This window comes from Rhodococcus sp. P14, assembly GCF_000256505.1.
Lineage (GTDB): Bacteria > Actinomycetota > Actinomycetes > Mycobacteriales > Mycobacteriaceae > Rhodococcus > Rhodococcus ruber.
Genome location: NZ_AJFC01000321.1, coordinates 1 through 16,158, shown reverse-complemented (window position 1 = coordinate 16,158; position 16,158 = coordinate 1). Strand labels below are relative to the sequence as shown.

Below are 16,158 nucleotides of genomic sequence, written 5' to 3'. Positions count from 1 at the left end.
ATCTGCCCACCGCGGTCCGGGAACCGCAAAGGCGTGGTCGGGAAGGCTAATCACACTGCCGTACAACGGTGGTGGCGAACTCTGCCTGACGACGCCGCGGTCGAGCAGGCCCAGGTGAGCGTGGATAGGTTCTGCAGTCTGCGGGCCGATTCCCGGATGCGGGCCACCGCCGACGGCAAGGCCTCGGTGCTGACCGTCGCCGCCCGCGAACCGTTGACGCCGGTGCCGGCGAGCCCGTATCCGGTGGTGCTGCGCGAGCCGCGGACCGTCTCCCGGCAGGCGTTGGTGCCCTACCGCGGCAATCGCTACTCGGTGCCGCCGGAGTTGGCCGCCGCGCAGGTCCCCGTCACCCCGGGTCCTCGGCGGCGAGGTCATCGACATCGTCACCGCCTCGCCGATCACCGTCGCCCGGAACCGCCTCGCTCCGGACGGGGCCGGGGTCGTGGTCCGCGATCACGGCCACGCCGACGCCCTCGAACAGGCCGCGATGGCCGGTGGCCGGCCGCACCGCCGCAAGGAACGCATCCCGCCCGGCCCCGACGCTCTCGCTGCGGCGGAAGCATTGCGCAACAACAGCACCGACCATCACTCACCGTCGACCGCCCCGCGGTCGACGGTCGCCGACCTGGCCGCCTACGAGCGCGCTGCCCGTGGAAGGAACACCTTCGCATGACCACCACGCCCGCCTCCGACACCACCATCGCCACCACCCCGCAGGCCACGAGCCTCTGCCAGCGCCCGCGCGGACACCTGGTGACGCTCGAGCTGCACGACGCCGCCGAAGCCCTGCCGTCGGTCCTCGACCGGGCGCAGAAACAGGGCCTGTCGATGACCGCCACTCTCGAACAGCTGCTCTCGATCGAGGTCGACGCCACCGAAGCCAGGCGCCTGGCCGGCAGGTTGCGGTTCGCGTGACTGCCCACCCCGGCCTCGCTCGAGGACTTCGAGTACGACGCCGCGCCCGGCCTCGACCGGGCGCTGATCGCGGAGTTGGGCACCTTGAACCGACCTGGGTGAGGCGGAGGCTTCTGATCTGACAAGGAGAATGTGGGTCATGCCTGCACCGAGGAAGTGCGACGCCGAGACCCAGGAACGGACGGTCCGGATGTATCGGGGCCGGATCCGTGAGTACGGAGGCGCGAAGATCGCCGCCCGCGCCATGTCCGGGAACTGCTCGACATCGCGTCGGCGACACTGCGGAACTGGATCGAAGCCGTAGAGCGAAAGGACTCGCCGACCGTCTCGACGACCGCCAGCGATGCCGACGTCGACGAGGTGCGTCGACTGCGCAATGAGAACGCCGAGCTGCGCAGGGACAATGAGCTTTCGAAGACCACGAGCGCGTTTCTCGCGGCGGCGGAGGTTGAACGCCGGCTACGGTGATCGTCGACTACATCGACGCCCACCGTTCCCGCGTCGGCGTCGACCCGATCTGTGCCGTACTCACCGAGTACGGCATCAGCATCGCCTCGTCCACCTACAAGGCGAAGGACCGCAGACGTGTCTCCGCCGCCGGGCGCTGCGGGTGCCCCGAGCCCGATCGCGGAGCAAACCACAAGGACATGTCACCGAGGAAGTGGTGATCAGCGGACGCCCCGCCGAAGCCGAAGACCGCGCTGTACCAGGGCATTGGGAAGGCGACCTGATAATCGGCACCCACCGGTCCGCGATCGGCACCATCGTCGAACGCAAGAGCCGCTGCACCGTGCTGGTGCACCTGCCTCGGCTCGACGGATATGGCGAGAATCGACAGGTCAAGAACGGTCCCTCGCTGGCGGCTACGGTGCCGTGGCGATGAACTCGGCCCTGACCTCATCGATGACCGATCTGCCGCAACAGCTACGCAAGACGTTGACGTGGGATCGGGGCAAGGAGCTCTCCGGGCACGCCCTGTTCACGCTCGACACCGGCACGAAGGTGTTCTTCGCCGTCCCGCATTCGCCGTGGCAGCGGCCGACGAATGAGAACACGAAAGGTATTATGCGACAGGGCCTTCCGAAGGGAACCGACCTGTCACGCTGGACCGTCGAGGACCTCGAAGCAGTCGCGCTGGCTGGCGATAACCGACCACGAAAAGTGCTTGACTGGAAGACCCCGGCCGAAGTGTTCACCGAGCAGCTACAGTTGCTCGAACAACGCGGTGTTGCATCGACCGGTTGAATCCGCCCGATACACGTCTCTTGCCTTCACCGAGGCTCTGGTCGAGTCCGGGATCGCCGGTTCCATCGGCAGCGTCGGGGACTCGACAATGCCCTCATGGAATCGATCATCGGCCTCTACAAGACCGAGCTGATCGACCGCACGCAGTCATGGTCCGGCCGAGCCGAGGTCGAACGTGAGACCGCCGAGTGGGTCCGCTGGTTCAACGCGGACCGACTGCAATCGTCGATCGAGCATCTCTCGCCGGTCGAGTACGAGACGCGCTACCGTGAACGGCGACCCACCGTCGCCTCGATCCACGAGGTGGCCTGAACGAGGTCTCCACTCGATCCAGGGGCGGTCCAGATTCACCCTCCAGCTACCCGACCCTGGTCGACGGGGCGGTCACTACCGTGATACGAAAATCATCTCACGGGGAGGGGTTGTGGGCCGTACCGATTACCGAATTAGCGTCGTATCGTTGTTGTCGTAGCTGATTTCACAACGAATGGGAAGACCTCGATGCACAACTCCGCCTGGCGAGGTCACGGTGACCGGTCGAAATCGCCCTACCCGACGGGAAGGCCGCGTCGATGAGTGAGCATCCCGCTCGCCGCGCTTTCGACTCCATCGAGCAGGCGATCGCGCGACCCTTGGAACGAGCACTCGGCGCCCCGGAAGCCGCCCAACTACTCGTGGCAGCGAGTCGCGCATCGATGTGGGGTAGGCAGCGTGTCGCGGGCGTGCGGTCTGCATTGGTTCATATCGCCGCTCTACCGTCGATCCAGGATATCCGTGTACTTTCGGCCCAAGTATCGCGACTGCAACGCAACGTCGAGGAAGTCGAACAATTGCTTCAGGATCTCAGCATGGACGGTTTCGGTGAACCAACCAAGCATCGGAACGATTGATCGCATACAGCGGGAAATCGAGCGAAACGCCGTTCGTGCCCGTAACGGAATAAAGTACCTGATGGGGGACGATTGGACCACGCCGCACTCGACACCGAAAGATGTTGTCTGGCAGCAGGGTGATGTCAAGCTGTGGCGGTACCATAGCGAAAAGGTGTCCAAATCACCGCCCCTGCTGCTCTTCATCGGCCTAGTCTCTCGCAGTTCAATCTTCGATCTGCACGAGAGGGTCAGTCTTGTTCGGAATCTGCGCGACGAAGGATTCGATGTGTTCGTCCTGGATTGGGGTACCCCGGGTCCGGGCGACGCAGACAATACCCTGGAGACGTACGTCTGCCGGTATCTCCCCCGTGCGGTCCGCGCTGTTCTGCGAGCCTCAGGGGCTTCGGATCTGACTGTTCTCGGGTACTGCATGGGCGGCAACCTCGCACTGTTGGCTGCGGCGTCGCAACCGAAGCTTCCCATCCGCAATCTCATCACGATGGCGACGGCCGTCGACTTCAGTCAGCTGCCGGCGCAATTCGGTGCTCTGCGCGACCCGAATCAAGATCTGGAGGCGTTCATCGACGGTGAAACCGGATGCATTTCACCGAATCTGATTGAAGCTGCTTTCCGGGTTCGCAAACCAACGGCGGCTGCCGCGCAGTATGCCAACTTGCTGGAGAACCTGTTCGACGACACTTACGTCGGAGGGCACCAAGCGATCGCGAGGTGGACGAGTGATCATATACCGCTGCCCGGAGGCGTAGCGCGGCAGGTTGTGGAAAGCTGGCTACGTCAAAATTCGTTCGTGAACGGGACATTGCGCGTAGCAGGTCGACCCGCAACCCTCGAATCGATCAGATGCCCGGTACTGAGCATCGTTGCGACACGCGACGAGATCGTTCCTCTCGCTGCAGCACAACCGATGGGCGCACTCCTGGGTTCGTCGGATTTCGAGATGCTGAAACTTGATGCCGGCCATATCGGTCTAGTGATTGGGCGCGGGGCGCGGAAGGTAGTGCTGCCAAGGATTCTTGCGTGGCTCATCGAGCACAGCGAGGCAAGGGAGAGTTAAGAGATGCCAGTCCGTCACATCGAGCCGGAAGATGCCCTCGCACTGCGGGCCTTCTTCGCATCGATACCGGAGCAAGACGCACGCTTTCTCAAAGAAGACTTGGCGAATCAAGACGTTGTCCATACTTGGCTGAGCGCTGGCCGAATTGTTCGGCTTGCTTATGTGGGGGACGATGACCGTATCGACGCGGTCGCGTCCATCGCCCCGGGGATCGGGCAGAGCGACCATGTAGCCGAGCTCAGGATCCTCGTGGGCGCAGATAGGCGCAGGCGCGGGATAGGGCGCGAGCTCGCGCAGAAAGCTCTTATCACCGCGGTCCGTGCTGGATACAGTAAGGTTACTGTGGAGGTCGGGGCGGCACAGCAAGGCACCATCGATTTGTTCCGCGGCCTCGGGTTCACTCCTGAGGCGCTACTACGAGATCAAGTGCGCGCAGACGATGGCAAGCTGTTTGACATCGTCGTGCTTGCCCAGCTCGTCGACCAGTCCTGGGGCGCGCTCACAACTATCGGTGAAGGTGAACTAGCTTGAGGCCCGGCAAAAGTCGAATCCATCATGTTGCCGGTTTGCGACTCAACGTCCGGCAGACCGGTGATGGACCTCCAGTGCTTCTGATCAACGGACTAGGTGCGCACACTTCAATGTGGGGGGCCGTCGAGCGGAACTTAACTGGCACGCGGCTAATTTCGTATGATTCGCCGGGTGTCGGCGGTTCACCGTCGAAGTATCCGCCTCCCTCGATCAAGAGACTCGCGGATGTTCTGGTGCAACTCCTCGATCAGCTAGCGCTGCCACAAGTCGACGTCTTGGGCTATTCGTTTGGGGGAGCAGTCGCACAGCAGCTTGCCTATCGCTATCCCGACCGAGTCCGTCGCCTCGTTCTGACCGCAACACTACCCGGCTGGGGGAGTGTTCTAGGAGAACCGAAAAGCGTCGCTCTCGCCTACAATCCTCTTCGTTATCTTTCGCGTAGCTTCTACGAGAGCACAATTGGTGACCTCGCGGGCGGCCAGGCGCGCACCAGTGCTGCGTTTCGCGCGCAACAGAGTTCTCATCGGCTCTCTCAGCGGCCGAAGTTGCTCGCCTACTACTGCCAGATCGGCACATTGACCACGTGGTCGAGTCTGCCCTGGCTGGGTGAGATTGAAGTCCCCACCTTGGTCGTTACCGGTGATGACGATCCACTTGTGCCGCCGGCCAACAGTTACCTGCTCGCCCAGCGCATCGAGGGAGCACGGCTTCTGGTAGTCCCAGGCGAAGGCCATCTGCTGCTGCTTGACGAGCACGGACAGGCCCACGAGCCCCTCCGCGAATTCTTCTTATCGCCGGCACTGGATGACTCGGCCACGTGGAATCGCGCGGCCATCATCGACAAGGACACGTCGATCGCAGCCGCCCGTCAGCGCGGGATCGGGGCAGCTCCCTGGGCCCAATTGAGCACCCTCGCACGTCGATGGCTCCTGCGATCTTGAGGTCGCGCGTAGTGACGTTGCAGGCCTTGTCTCCTCGTACGCTCCTCGCATCGAAATCGGTAGCGGGCGGACTTGCACACCCGGAAGTACTCCCCGAGCTCTGGTTCTCCGTCGACATCGTTGCCCAGCGATATGCTGGCGTGACCGATTGGATGTAGGTCACCGACGAGAAGCTCGCGATCACGTTCCAGGGCATTCTCATGCATCCCACCCAGCAAAGGCTCGGGCATGCCCCAAAGGAGTTCACCACGACCCAACTGGTCCTCGCGACATTGAGATCGGCCGGACCGACGGGATGCTGTCGAGTCGACTCGTCGATCCACGTAGGGACCAGGATGGCCAGATGGACGAAAACTCCACGTCGCCCGCGGCCGCATCCTGTCCGGAACCGAGCACTGCCTGCCGTGTACGGGTGGATCGGCGGGCTGGGACGGACCCGGATCGGCCGTGGTTCCATTGCAGGTCCGAGGTGATCTGCCGGCCGAGGCGCAGCGCGTCGCGTTCCGTTGCGGCGACGTAGTCCGCGAGGCCCGACGCCCGGGCGTGCATCTCCGCACCACTGACCGACTCGACCCAGCGGTGGAACTACCGATGCCGAGGGAATCGTGGAGATTCCGCGGCCGTGAGGGGGAGCTCGTGTGAGGTTCGCCCGGCCGGACACGAAGATGTCGGAATGGCAGAAGACGGTCGGCACTATTGGATCCGACCAGCGTGATCACCGGATGCCGGTTGAGCCGAGCCGGACTGCTCCGCCCCGGTTTCGACAGCGGGCGAGAACAGCTACCGGCCCACCTCGAAGAATTGTGGAGTCAGTGGGCCAACCACCGTTGGTCGGTGCGTGCTCGTCAGTAGCGACGAGCACGCACCAGGACAATCGTTCCTGCCAGGCGTCAGGATTGCTCGGCGGCCGCCGCGGCGATGTTGGCCATATTCAGCTCTGGCAGAAGCATGTGCCCGCCGTCGATCACCAGCTCGTGGCCCGGGACACGGCGCGACTCGTCGGAGGCCAGCCAGAGCACACCCTCGCTGGTCGCCTCTGGGGGAGCATCCCGACGTCATTCAGTTGGGCATACGCCTTGCCGCCGGACTCCATGCTGTCCCTGGTGCCCAGTCCGGGACCGCCAGCCATCAGGTCCCAGCCGCCCTGCCAGTCCAGGATCGCCGTTCTGACGAAACCGGGCAGCACCGCGTTGCAGCGGATGCCATGCGGTCCGAGTTCGAGCGCCACAGCCTTCATCGGGCCGAGAACGCCGTGCTTGGCGCTGATGTAGTGCGCGTAGTTCGTCCCCGCCTACTGGCCGTCCACCGACGCGATAACGATCATGGAACCGGCGCCGCGCTCGATCATGTGCGGAGTCATCGCCTTCAAGGTGCGCATCGCACCGAGCAGATCGATGTCGACAACGGTCAATCCGCTGCGGTCCGATGTAGCCGGCCAGCGAACGCGATGAAGCCTGGTTCCCAGCAAACAGAGTGAAGTCGCCAGCAGCGACCCGACCCGCTCGTTCGCCGGCTGAACCGCGTTCGAGCGGGACGTGCCGCACTTTCCCGGCGATCGCCGATTACGTCGATGAAGTCATTTGGATCTGCTTCACGGCTGAGGGTTGCTGCGTGACTCGAGCTGTGCGCGCACTCGGTGCTTCTGGATCTTGCCGGTGCTCGTCTTGGGCAGGTTATTCACCACGATCACGCGTTTGGGTACCTTGTATCCGGCCAGGTGCTCTTTCGCGAAGTAGCGAATCGCATCGTCGGAGATCGTTCGGCCGGGGACCGGGACCACTACGGCTGTTACGCTCTCGCCCCACCGCTCATCCGGCATCCCGATGACCGCGCAGTCTGCTACGTCCGGATGTCCGAGTAGGGCACGCTCAACCTCGACGGACGACACATTCTCTCCCCCGGATTTGACGATGTCTTTGATCCGGTCGGTGAACCACAACACACCCTCGTCGTCGATGTAGCCGACGTCGCCGCTGTGAAACCATCCGCGCGTGAAGGCGGCCGTATTGGCCGCTTCATTGTTGCCGTAGCCCTGCATCGCCTGCGGGCCGCGGTAGACGATCTCGCCTTCCTGCCCACGCGGCAGCAGCTCGCCGTTCGGCCCCATGATGCGTACGTCGGTGGTGATGACGGCGGTGCCCCATGAGGCGTTCTTGTCCCACTGGTGGGACGGCCACTGCAGCACCGACGGTGGGGTGAACTCGGTCTGGCCGGATCCGAGCACGACATCGGCGTTCGGGAATACCTCGCGCACGTCGTCCAGGCGCTGCTGGCTCATCGGAGCCATGGCGTAGATCGCCATGCGTACGTTCTCGCTGCCGGGTGCCCCCTTGCCCGCCGCGTCCACCAGCTGACCCCACATGATCGGCAGCAGCATCAAATGAGTGACTTGTCTGTCGGCGAGATCACGCAGGAGTGCATTCGGGTCGAAGCTACGGTGGAGCACCACGGTCCCGCCTGTAAGCAGCACCGGCAACGTCAGGCTGTTCAGGGCAGTTACGTGAAACAGAGGCAGCACGATGGGAAAAACCGAGTGATTATCTCCCCGCTCGTGCCGGAACTGCACGCATGTGCTCAGCGCAGCCATCATCACTGCGACATGGCTGGTCAGGACGGCTTTGGGTCGGGAGGTGGTTCCCGACGTGTACAAGCACTGAGCGATGTCGCGGTCCTCGACTATGACCTCGACGGCGGGGACCGTTGCCCTGACGAGCTCTGCGAACGGCATAACCGGGGTGCCGGCGAGCTCGGCGGGAGGGGCGCCCGTACGTGACACCACGATGCGCTGTACCGACGACGCCGTGGTCGCGGCAATGGCTGTTTCGAGCAGCACCGCGAACGACTCTTCGACGACAACCACCTTCGGGCGGGCGTCGTCGAATTGGAACGCTACGCCCTCGGCATCGACGCCGAGGTTGACCGGCATGCACACCACACCGATCTTTGCGCAGCCGAAGAACGTCACCAGGAACTCCCAGGAGTTGGGCATCAGCATCGCCACCACATCGCCCCTCTGCAGACCGAGGTCGAGTAGTCCGGCGGCAGCGGCGTTCGACCGTGCCTCCAGTTCGCTGTATGTCAGTACCACGTCCCCGTCGACAACCGCGGGCCGGTGCGGAAATTGTTGAGCCGCGCGGGTAGGCAGGTCACCGAGGCAGACCCGTTGCACGAGATTGACGGTCAGGGGCGCGACACCACCGAGTTCCGGACGTAGGGACATCGTCTTTACTCCAATTCGTCAGAGGGCCTCGGAGCCGGCCCGACCCGATTCTCGAACGCGGGAGCTGTCGCGGCTAGCCCCAGTCCGGGTAGCGCCCTATCTGTGTTTCCTATCACTTGAAAATTGCCTCGTCGTTGACGCGCACAGTGCTCAGAGGGCACCGTCAACAGCATGCCCCTCCGCGAGCGGCCACCCCAGGAAAGATGAGATAAGCGGGGTCGAAAGATGAGCGGGGTCGATGTGATCCGGGGGCAATCCACCCTCATGCATGCCCGTGGCGAGAGCCCGGGCTGGAAACGGAGACCAAGAATGTCTATGCAGACCGAAACGCACCGAGACGCGCCGCCCGTGAGGTCTACGGATTTCGACGCGGTGGTCGTCGGTGCGGGGTTCAGCGGACTGCGGATGCTGCAGGAACTGCGCGGGCTGGGTATGTCGGCGCGGGTGATCGAAGCCGGCTCCGACGTTGGCGGAACGTGGTACTGGAACCGCTACCCCGGAGCCCGCACCGACAGTCAAAGCTGGGTTTACGCTTACTCTTTCTCCGAGGAGTTGCAGCAGGACTGGCGGTGGCACGAGCGGTATCCGACCCAGCCCGAAACCTTGTCGTATTTCGAACACGTGGCCGACCGGTTCGACATGCGGCGCGACATCGAATTCGACACGAGGGTCGAGTCGGCCGTCTTCGACGACGCCAGCACCACCTGGACCGTCACCACCGACCGGGGGCAGAGTTACACCTGCCGATACTTCATCACGGCCACGGGGCCGCTGTCGCAGCCCTACCTGCCCGATTTCGACGGGCTCGCCGATTTCGAGGGCCAGTGGTTCCTGACCGGACGGTGGCCGAAGGAGGGCGTCGACTTCGCCGGCAAGCGGGTCGCCGTCGTCGGTACCGGGGCCACGGCGGTGCAGATCATTCCCCTGGTCGCCCGTGAGGCTGCACAGCTCACCGTCTTCCAGCGCACCCCGAGCTGGGCCCTACCCGCACGCAACGACATCCTCACCGACTTCGAGGACCGCGCGATCAAGGCCAACTACGACGCCATCTGGGAGCAGGCGCGCCAGCACTTCTACGGCTTCCCCATGGACCTCGCCGGGCGTACCGGGTCCGACGTTACCCCGGAAGAGCAGCAGCGGATTCTGGAACGCGCTTGGGAGATCGGGGGGTTCGGATTCCTCTTCGAGACTTTCGACGACATCCTCGTCAACGACGAAACGAACAAGATCGTCTCGGACTTTGTCCGGAACAAGATCCGTACGGTCGTCGAGGATCCAGCCACCGCCGAACTGCTCTGCCCGAAAGACCATCCGATCGGCAGCAAGCGGCCCCCGCTCGGGCACTACTACTACGAGACTTACAATCGCGACAATGTCCGACTCGTGGACGTGAGCACGACCCCGATCAGTCGGATCACGCCCAAGGGGATCCGGGTCGGTGACGACGAGTACGAGGCTGACATCATCATCTTCGCCACCGGATTCGACGCGGTGACCGGGACCTTGAATCAGATCGACATCCGGGGCCGCGACGGCGTGGAGCTGCGCTCCAAGTGGGAGCACGGACCGCGCACGCACCTCGGGATCGGTGTGGACGGTTTTCCCAACATGTTCATGGTATGCGGACCACAGACACCTTTCGCCAATATCCCCGTTGTGGCCGAGGGGATCGTCGAGTGGATCGGGACTGCCCTGCAGCACATGCACGACAATGGGATCGAACGGATGGAGGCCGAACCCGACGCGGTCGAACAATGGCGCAAACACCTCGACGACATCGTCAACGCGACAGTTCTGGTCAGGGCCGAGCGCATCTGGTGGCTCGGAGACAACATTCCCGGAAAGCCGCACGCGGTGTTGTTCTACTTCGCCGGCGCCGGAGCCTATCGACAGGAATGCCAAGCCTGCATCGACGAGGGCTTCGAAGGCTTCACTCTGACCAAGACATCGTGACCGAGCAACAGGAGAACAGCATGGGTACCGCTCTTCCTAATGCGTTGAAGGACAGCTACACCGCGATGTCCGCTCGCATGGCAGCCAATCCGGAGATGGACATCGCGACGCTCCGCAATATGCTCGACAGCCTGGAGTCCCTCTCGGCCGAGCCAACCGATGTCACGTACGAAAGCATCGACGCCGGAGGCGTGTCCGCCATCCTCGCCAGGCCAGCTGGCGCAAGCAAGGACCACATCCTGGTGTACGCCCACGGTGGAGGCTGCGTGACCGGGTCCGCAGCCAGCCACCGCAAGCTTGCCGCGCACGTCGCCAAGGCCGCCGGAGTCCAAGCGATCATTCCGGACTATCGACTGGCGCCGGAGTTCCCTTTTCCCGCCCAAATCGACGACCTCATCGCCGTGCACAAGTGGTTGCGTGCGCAGGGCTACCGGCCGGAGAACACCGCTACCGCGGGCGACTCGGCGGGGGGAAACCTTGCCATCACTACCGTCCTGAAGCTGCGCGAGCTCGGCGAACCGCTGCCGGCCGCCATAATCGGCTTCTCCCCATGGCTGGATATGGAAAACCTGGGCAAGACGATGGAGAGTAACGCCGACAGTGAGGCCCTGGTCTCCCGTGACGTCAGTGAGCTGATGGTCTCGCTCTACCTTGGTGAAACCCCGCGGACCGAACCGCTCGCCAACCCGTTGTACGCCGATCTGGCCGGGTTGCCGCCCGTCTTCGTCAGCGCGGGTGACGCGGAAACGCTGCAGGACAACGCCGAACGGTTTCATGACAAGGCACGCGACGCGGGTGTCGACGTGACGCTGGAGATTCAATCCGGCCAACAGCACGTCTACCTCTTCATGGCCGGCAAATCCGCCGAAGCCGACACCACGATCGCCCACGCGGGTCGGTGGCTCCGAGATCGGCTCGGCCTGACGAGTTAGACGACCGCAGCAGGGGCCGGACGAACGGCCGGCAGGCTCGACCGGCCCCTGCTCGGCTGCCGCCTTCCGCCACGCCGGGCACCTGCTGGTAATCGATCAGTGATCGACGCAGACAGAGAGGAATCACCCACATGGTGATGTTCACCGAGGAACACATCGCGTTCCGCAAGATGGTCCGCCAGTTCGTGGACAAGGAAATCCAGCCGTACGTCGACGAGTGGGAAGCAGCCGGCGGTTTCCCGGCACACGAGCTGTTCTCCAAACTCGGCGCCCTCGGCCTGCTCGGTCTCGAATACGACAGCGCCTACGGTGGACAGGACGCCGATCACCTGTACACGGTCGTCCTGCGTGAAGAACTCGGCCGGATCGACGCCGGCGGAGTCGCCATGGCGATCGGAGTCCAGACCGATATGGCCACCCCGTCGCTGCACCGCTTCGGAAGCGAAGAACTCAAACAAACGTATCTCGCGCCCGCAATCGCCGGCACGGCGGTGTGTTCGATCGCCGTGACCGAAGCCGACGCCGGATCGGACGTCGCACGGCTTCGCACCCGCGCAGTGCGTGACGGCGACGATTGGGTCATCAACGGGTCGAAGCTGTACATCACGAACGGAACCCAGGCGGACTGGATCTGCTTGCTCGCGCGGACCTCCGACGAGCCCGGCGCGAAGGGTTTCTCCCAAATAGTGGTACCGACCGACCTTCCGGGCTTCGCGGTCTCCCGCAAGCTCGACAAGTTGGGAATGCGGTCTTCCGACACCGCCGAGCTGACGTTCACGGATGTGCGGGTCCCCGTAGCCAATACCATCGGTGAGATCGGGCGTGGCTTCCAACAGCAGATGACCCAGTTCCAGAACGAACGCATGAGCGCGGCCTACGACCGGGTCGGCGGCCTGCAGCAAGCCCTCGACCGGACCCGCGACTACCTCAAGCACCGGACTGCGTTCGGCAAGGCGCTCATCGACAACCAGCACCTCGCGTTCCGGCTCGCCGAGCTGTATGCCCGTCTCGATATGCTGCGGCAGTACAACTACGCCTGCGCCGAGGCCTACATGCGTGGCGAGGATACGACCCGCTATGCGACGGTGGCCAAGCTCGAGATCGGCCGGCTCTCCCGCGATGTGGCAGCGACCTGCCTGCAGTACCACGGCGGCATCGGCTACATGGAGGAGACCTGGACCGCTCGATTCCTCCGGGACATGACCCTGACGTCCATCGGTGGCGGCGCCGACGAGGTAATGCTGCAAGTTCTCACCAAACTCGACGGACTCCATACCTGAGACGTCCGAAAGACGGCCGCAGCGATCTCGAAGTGCGTGGTGAGCCGGGCACCCGCTGCATTGCATCCTGTCGTGAAGCGCGTCGATGTGTCGCCATCTCACGCTCCCGATGTCGACACCCCCAATTGTGCAGGTGGTCGAGAAAGTCTGCTGCAACGGCGATTTCCTGTTTCGCTGAGCGAACAGCGGCTGTGTTGGGGCTCGGAACCCGGCGGATCCGGCGCAGGTGACGCCATTGGGAAAATTGGGTCAAGGGTAAGTGCCCGAGATGCCCGGGCGCGACAGCCGAGGGCGGTCCTGAGCCACGCTCGAATCGGACAACGTGCGGATCTGGTTCGGCTAGGAGTCCGTGGTGCACCGCCAGCGCCCGGAGGTGTTCGACGGGCCGTCGGGGCGGGAGCGGGCCGAAGCCGTCGTGGCTCAGCTCCACTTCACCGGTCCCGAGCCCTGGAGAAGCACCGCTGCCGGTCGACACTGCATCCAGGTGAGCACGCTCTGCGGGCGAGCTGCGGAGCTCGGGGCCTCGAGAAGCCCGTGGCGGGTGTCCCGGGCGTCGGTGGGACGCAGTATCGCCTGGAGGTCCTCGCGCAGAGCGCAGCGGGAGCAGAGCATGGAGCTGTAGCGCCTCCTCGTGCCCGCAGCGGTGTCAGTGGGGGCGAGGGCGATGCCTGCGCAGTCCACCCTGCGCAGTCCACGCAGAGGGCAGCGCCGGCTGCGTCACGTCCGGGCAACATCGGACTGCCGAAGACCCGGGACAGGTGCCGTGGGTGCGGGTGGCCGACGAGTGGCAGAGGCAGCAGATCGCTCCGTCGGGCCAGCGGGCCGCGATCTTCCTGGCGGAGTGCGGGCATCGGTCGCAGTCGCGTGTTCCGGGGCGGCGCGGCCGACCCGGTCGCCCGCCGGCGGGCGTGCCGCTCTCGACGTCAGCCCGTGTCATCTCGGATGATCCGGGCCCGCCCACGGAGTTCGGATCGATCACCGACGTCCCAATCGCGACGCGACGGGGCGTCTGCTCCGCATAGGTGAAGGTGAGCAGGTCTTCGAGCTCACACGCGAAGCTGGCGCACAACGCCGCCAGAACCCGGGGGAGACTCTGCCCGGGTGTCTGGGTCACCAGGCGATACATCTGCGATGGCGACAGCTCGATGCCATATTCCCTCAGCCGCTGGGCCAGATCGGCGGTGTTGTGTATGCCGCTGCGCGCCATGAGCCGCCTCGGGGCGAGTCGGCGACTGGTGCAGTGCGGGGCAAGGGGTGTGCCCCACCCTGCCACGATCGACTCCGGCCCGCGCTCGGGTGAGGCCGGACCTGCCGCGCCGGGCGCCGAGCCGGATGAGACGGCCGTCCCGGCGCGCCTCGGCCGACGGTGCACGTCGTCGTCGCCGACGCCCTCGTCCCCACTGCCGTCCAACTCGTCGTATCGGGTCGGGAAGAAGGTGCGTGCGTATCGACGGGACCGGTGGCAGCTACGCTCTGCTCGACTACCTGGCGAAACGACGCCTGTCGTATGTCCTCACGAGCGGGAGGTACCCCAGGTCGGGTTCGGGCTGACCGACACCAACGCCGAAGTGATCGGTCTGATCCGGGACCAGGCGTGGACCCCGGCCTACGACGCCGACGGCCAGGTCCGGCACGGGGCCTAGGTCGCCGAGATCACCGACCTGCTCGATCTGCCTGACTGGCCGAAAGAATGCGGATGACCGTGCGGAAGGAGCGCCCACATCCCGGGGCGCAGTTGCGATCACCGACCGTGACGGGCTGCAGCTGACGGCGTTCGTCACCAACACCCGCAACCGGCAATTGCCGAACCTGGAGCTGCGGCACCGACGCCGGTCCCGTTATGAGGACCGGAGCCGGGCCGTGAAAGTCATTGGTTTGCAGAATCTTTCGCTGCGCAGTTTCGACCGGAACCGGATCTGGTTGGCGATCGTGCAGCTCGCGTGCGAGCTCGTCGCCTGGACCCCGATGCTCGGCCTGACCGGCCATCCGGGCCGGTGCTGGAACCGAAACGCCTGCGGCTGCGGCTTTGGTCGATCGCAGGAGGAGCACCCGCCACGCCCGCCGCACCGTGGTCAACCGCGCCGCTCGGGCACCGTCGGTCGAGGCGCTCACCGCGGCGTCAGCCCGACTCGACGCTCTGCCCGCGCCGGCCTGACCAGCAAGAACCGGACGCTCGAGGCGAAAAAGTGATTCCACATCCGGAACCGTGGACCCCGACGTCGTCCGACCGCGCCGGGTGTGGGTCATCACCGCACACCCGGCCCGCCGTTGCAAACCAATCCGAAACCGCTCGAGCCGGGACGCGGACCGCACGAAAGATTGGGGCCAGTCACTGTTTGTCAGTCAACGACATCCACGGCATCCTGCCGGCCCGCAACCGTCCGAAGATCCGTTTTCTCGGCGTCGCGTACCGAGGCAACCTTTGATCGGGAGAGTCTGAGCAGTCCGAATGCGGCCATTGCCGAAAGCGCGAGCGGTACCGTCACCGACAGGTACATGGCCTGCGGTGACATCACGGTCAGGGCGTAGCCGGCGATGATCGGGGACAGGACAGCACCGATCCGCCCAACGCCCAACATTGTCCCGTAGCCCTTGGCTCGGGCAAGCACGGGGTACATGGCGGTCGATGTTGCAGTGACTGCCGCTATTCCCCCATAGATGCACAACCCCATCAGGCAAGCCATCACCATCGCAAACGCGCCCTGCAAGGAAATTGAAAACGCGATGATCGCCAGCATTGCGATCACGGGGAAGACGCAGGCGATCTGGACAGCGGGACGGCGGAGGCCGACCAATCCAAAAGTGATGGTGGCGAGGAGCGTTCCCACACTGATCATCATGCCGACCAGTGCCCCACTTCCTTTGTCACCACTGGCATCGGTGATCAGCTGTGGTGTCCACGCTCCGACGAAGTAGTATGCGGCTGTCAGGCAGCTGTATCCCATCCACAGAAGCAACGTTCGCGATCGGAGCTGTCGTCCGAGCAGGTAGACCTTGTCCCCGGCGGCAGAGTCCGAGTCGGTGTCGGGAGACTGGTCGTTTTCGTCCTCCAAGTCGATACGCGCAAGAAGTGCGCTAGCACGCTGGACCGCCTCCGGGGTTCCCTTTTTGCGGAGGAATGCCACCGATTCCGGCATGAAGGCGAATGTGATGGCAAAGAGCAGCACACTCAGCACCGTGCCGATCCAGAACAA

The 16,158-nt window shown here is 64.3% G+C and carries 12 protein-coding genes and 7 pseudogenes; 13 read left to right on the top strand and 6 right to left on the bottom strand.

What is annotated here, in order from left to right; all coding sequences use genetic code 11:
- The 9 genes and pseudogenes from OEY_RS31290 to OEY_RS30030 all read left to right on the top strand — a co-directional run.
- A pseudogene (locus OEY_RS31290) lies at nt 1-673 on the top strand (Mu transposase domain-containing protein); the annotation flags it as partial.
- Nucleotides 670-999 (top strand): annotated as a pseudogene (locus OEY_RS28945) (ATP-binding protein); the annotation flags it as partial. The pseudogenes OEY_RS31290 and OEY_RS28945, both read left to right, overlap by 4 nt.
- 55 nt (nt 1,000-1,054) lie before the next feature.
- Nucleotides 1,055-1,514, top strand: a pseudogene (locus OEY_RS31285) (IS3 family transposase); the annotation flags it as partial.
- A pseudogene (locus tag OEY_RS28940) lies at nt 1,496-2,160 on the top strand (IS30 family transposase); the annotation flags it as partial. The pseudogenes OEY_RS31285 and OEY_RS28940, both read left to right, overlap by 19 nt.
- Nucleotides 2,114-2,472, top strand: a pseudogene (locus tag OEY_RS28935) (IS3 family transposase); the annotation flags it as partial. The pseudogenes OEY_RS28940 and OEY_RS28935, both read left to right, overlap by 47 nt.
- Before the next feature lie 260 nt (nt 2,473-2,732).
- The gene (locus OEY_RS30630; protein ID WP_157180012.1) at nt 2,733-3,050 is read left to right on the top strand and encodes a hypothetical protein; all 318 of its coding nucleotides are present in this window, start codon (nt 2,733-2,735) and stop codon (nt 3,048-3,050) included.
- Nucleotides 3,022-4,107, top strand: a complete 1,086-nt coding sequence (locus OEY_RS28930; RefSeq protein ID WP_010596115.1) for an alpha/beta fold hydrolase — start codon at nt 3,022-3,024, stop codon at nt 4,105-4,107. Before OEY_RS30630 ends, OEY_RS28930 begins: the two co-directional genes overlap by 29 nt.
- Nucleotides 4,108-4,110: 3 nt before the next feature.
- On the top strand, nt 4,111-4,638 hold the full coding sequence (locus tag OEY_RS28925; protein WP_043805742.1) for a GNAT family N-acetyltransferase: 528 nt from the start codon (nt 4,111-4,113) through the stop codon (nt 4,636-4,638).
- A 74-nt stretch (nt 4,639-4,712) separates the two neighbouring features.
- The gene (locus OEY_RS30030; RefSeq protein WP_157180011.1) at nt 4,713-5,579 is read left to right on the top strand and encodes an alpha/beta fold hydrolase; all 867 of its coding nucleotides are present in this window, start codon (nt 4,713-4,715) and stop codon (nt 5,577-5,579) included.
- An 890-nt stretch (nt 5,580-6,469) separates the two neighbouring features.
- On the opposite strand, the gene OEY_RS31425 is transcribed toward OEY_RS30030, so the two are convergent.
- The 4 genes from OEY_RS31425 to OEY_RS0122970 all read right to left on the bottom strand — a co-directional run bounded on the left by OEY_RS31425 (nt 6,470) and on the right by OEY_RS0122970 (nt 8,799).
- Nucleotides 6,470-6,598, bottom strand: a complete 129-nt coding sequence (locus OEY_RS31425; RefSeq protein ID WP_010596112.1) for a hypothetical protein — start codon at nt 6,596-6,598, stop codon at nt 6,470-6,472.
- Nucleotides 6,544-6,816, bottom strand: a complete 273-nt coding sequence (locus OEY_RS31530) for a hypothetical protein (protein ID WP_372462649.1) — start codon at nt 6,814-6,816, stop codon at nt 6,544-6,546. The genes OEY_RS31425 and OEY_RS31530 overlap by 55 nt, the downstream gene beginning before the upstream one ends.
- A 54-nt stretch (nt 6,817-6,870) precedes the next feature.
- Nucleotides 6,871-6,990 carry a short-chain dehydrogenase gene (locus OEY_RS30625; protein WP_010596110.1) on the bottom strand — a complete coding sequence of 40 codons (120 nt, stop codon included), beginning with the start codon at nt 6,988-6,990 and terminating at the stop codon, nt 6,871-6,873.
- Between the two features lie 180 nt (nt 6,991-7,170).
- On the bottom strand, nt 7,171-8,799 hold the full coding sequence (locus OEY_RS0122970) for a class I adenylate-forming enzyme family protein (protein ID WP_010596109.1): 1,629 nt from the start codon (nt 8,797-8,799) through the stop codon (nt 7,171-7,173).
- 309 nt (nt 8,800-9,108) lie between these two features.
- Here OEY_RS0122970 and OEY_RS0122965 point away from each other — a divergent pair, with 309 nt between their 5' ends.
- The 3 genes from OEY_RS0122965 (at nt 9,109) to OEY_RS0122955 (ending at nt 12,964) form a co-directional block, all read left to right on the top strand.
- Entirely contained in the window at nt 9,109-10,752 is a 1,644-nt protein-coding gene (locus OEY_RS0122965) for a flavin-containing monooxygenase (protein WP_099528061.1), read from the top strand.
- Nucleotides 10,749-11,684: an alpha/beta hydrolase gene (locus OEY_RS0122960; protein ID WP_230831843.1), complete on the top strand. Its 936-nt coding sequence runs from the start codon at nt 10,749-10,751 to the stop codon at nt 11,682-11,684. Before OEY_RS0122965 ends, OEY_RS0122960 begins: the two co-directional genes overlap by 4 nt.
- Before the next feature lie 134 nt (nt 11,685-11,818).
- Nucleotides 11,819-12,964 (top strand): acyl-CoA dehydrogenase family protein, encoded by a 1,146-nt coding sequence (locus OEY_RS0122955; protein ID WP_029540182.1) that lies wholly within the window; start codon nt 11,819-11,821, stop codon nt 12,962-12,964.
- 646 nt (nt 12,965-13,610) lie between these two features.
- On the opposite strand, the gene OEY_RS31280 is transcribed toward OEY_RS0122955, so the two are convergent.
- Nucleotides 13,611-14,171: a helix-turn-helix domain-containing protein gene (locus OEY_RS31280; protein ID WP_083847036.1), complete on the bottom strand. Its 561-nt coding sequence runs from the start codon at nt 14,169-14,171 to the stop codon at nt 13,611-13,613.
- 132 nt (nt 14,172-14,303) lie between these two features.
- Here OEY_RS31280 and OEY_RS31275 point away from each other — a divergent pair.
- Nucleotides 14,304-15,119: pseudogene (locus OEY_RS31275) on the top strand (transposase); the annotation flags it as partial.
- 184 nt (nt 15,120-15,303) lie between these two features.
- On the opposite strand, the pseudogene OEY_RS28910 reads toward OEY_RS31275, so the two are convergent.
- A pseudogene (locus OEY_RS28910) lies at nt 15,304-16,158 on the bottom strand (MFS transporter); the annotation flags it as partial.

Excerpts from the sequence above, each read along its gene's own strand:
- OEY_RS30630 (WP_157180012.1), top strand. The coding sequence starts at position 2,733 with ATGAGTGAGCATCCCGCTCGCCGCGCTTTCGACTCCATCGAGCAGGCG.
- OEY_RS28925 (WP_043805742.1), top strand. The coding sequence starts at position 4,111 with ATGCCAGTCCGTCACATCGAGCCGGAAGATGCCCTCGCACTGCGGGCC.
- OEY_RS31530 (WP_372462649.1), bottom strand. The coding sequence starts at position 6,816 with ATGAAGGCTGTGGCGCTCGAACTCGGACCGCATGGCATCCGCTGCAAC.
- OEY_RS0122970 (WP_010596109.1), bottom strand. The coding sequence starts at position 8,799 with ATGTCCCTACGTCCGGAACTCGGTGGTGTCGCGCCCCTGACCGTCAAT.
- OEY_RS0122965 (WP_099528061.1), top strand. The coding sequence starts at position 9,109 with ATGTCTATGCAGACCGAAACGCACCGAGACGCGCCGCCCGTGAGGTCT.
- OEY_RS31280 (WP_083847036.1), bottom strand. The coding sequence starts at position 14,171 with ATGGCGCGCAGCGGCATACACAACACCGCCGATCTGGCCCAGCGGCTG.